Below are 1,180 nucleotides of genomic sequence, written 5' to 3' on the forward strand. Positions count from 1 at the left end.
CGATCTCGGCGAGCGCATCGAGGCGGGCATCGTCCATATCGTTGGGTTCGATCTCGACGCTGATCTTGGCACCAGGAAGAAAGGCGAAGCTGTTGCGCAGAACAGTTCCCAGCGCCACCATATCCGCCGGTTTGAGCATCGTCGGTGAACCGCCGCCGAAATGGACGGCACGCACGCGGCCTTTGCCTGCGACAAGACTGGCGACGGTTGCGATCTCGGCATGCAGTGAGCGCAGATATGCAGTCACCGGTTCGTAGTGGCGTGTCTGCTTGGTATGGCAGGCGCAGAACCAGCAAAGCTTGTCGCAGTACGGTATGTGCAGATAGAGCGAGATTTCGTCGCCCTCATCGAGCCCTTGCAGCCAGCCACGACAAATGGCGGCATCAACACTTGCATTAAAATGCGGCGCTGTCGGATAGCTCGTATAGCGCGGCACGTTCTCGCCAAGTCTGGCAACTATGTCTGGCCGCATGTCTCTATCCGCTCCACTTTGAATGGCGCGAGATTGATCCATTTGGACGCCGACAGCCTTGATTTCGGTCAATACCATCTTTCTGCGGACAAACTGCCGCAAGGGCTTTTTCTTGGGCTGATGCTATACCCTGCCCGAGTTTTTCATTTTTTGGGCGATCATGGTGACAGTGCGTCAGGATGTTCACAGCACCGGCATTCCCGTGCTTTGTCAATCGTGCGAAGCGCGCCACCGTGGCGTCTGCGGCGCGCTCGATCCCGATCAATTGGTCGGGCTCGCCAAGACCTCGTCAAAGCACACCATTGAACCGGGGGTAGAATTGATTGGCGACGCCGAAACCGTCGACAGCTATTCCAACGTGCTTTCCGGCGTGGTGAAGCTGACGAAAAGCCTTTCGGATGGGCGCCAGCAGATTGTCGGGCTTCAGTTTGCCCCCGATTTTCTGGGACGGCCATTCAAGGTGGAAAGCGCGATCAACGCGGAAGCGGCAACTGCCGTCTCCTTGTGTTCATTTCCAAGGGCGTCCGTCGAAAGGATGATGAGGGAGTCGCCGGAGCTCGAGCACCGCCTGCTCAAGCAGACCCTGAACGAACTCGACGAGGCACGCGATTGGATGGTCACGCTGGGACGCAAGACCGCTGCGGAAAAAGTGGCGAGCTTTCTGCTGATGATTGCCAGAAACATCGATCCCACGCTTGATCCAAACAC

At 57.5% G+C, this 1,180-nt stretch carries 2 protein-coding genes; one reads left to right on the forward strand and one right to left on the reverse strand.

Features of this window, described 5'->3' with window-relative positions:
- Positions 1–472, reverse strand: a 472-nt coding sequence (locus EN935_RS36870; RefSeq protein WP_127374287.1) for a radical SAM protein, incomplete at its 3' end; no start/stop codon positions are given.
- Positions 473–635: 163 nt separating this feature from the next.
- Between EN935_RS36870 and EN935_RS36875 the strand changes: the two genes are divergently transcribed.
- The coding region (locus EN935_RS36875) for a Crp/Fnr family transcriptional regulator (protein WP_164771725.1) at positions 636–1,180 on the forward strand (545 nt) is incomplete at its 3' end.

Source organism: Mesorhizobium sp. M7D.F.Ca.US.004.03.1.1, assembly GCF_003998635.1.
In the GTDB taxonomy this organism is placed as follows: Bacteria; Pseudomonadota; Alphaproteobacteria; order Rhizobiales; family Rhizobiaceae; genus Mesorhizobium; species Mesorhizobium loti.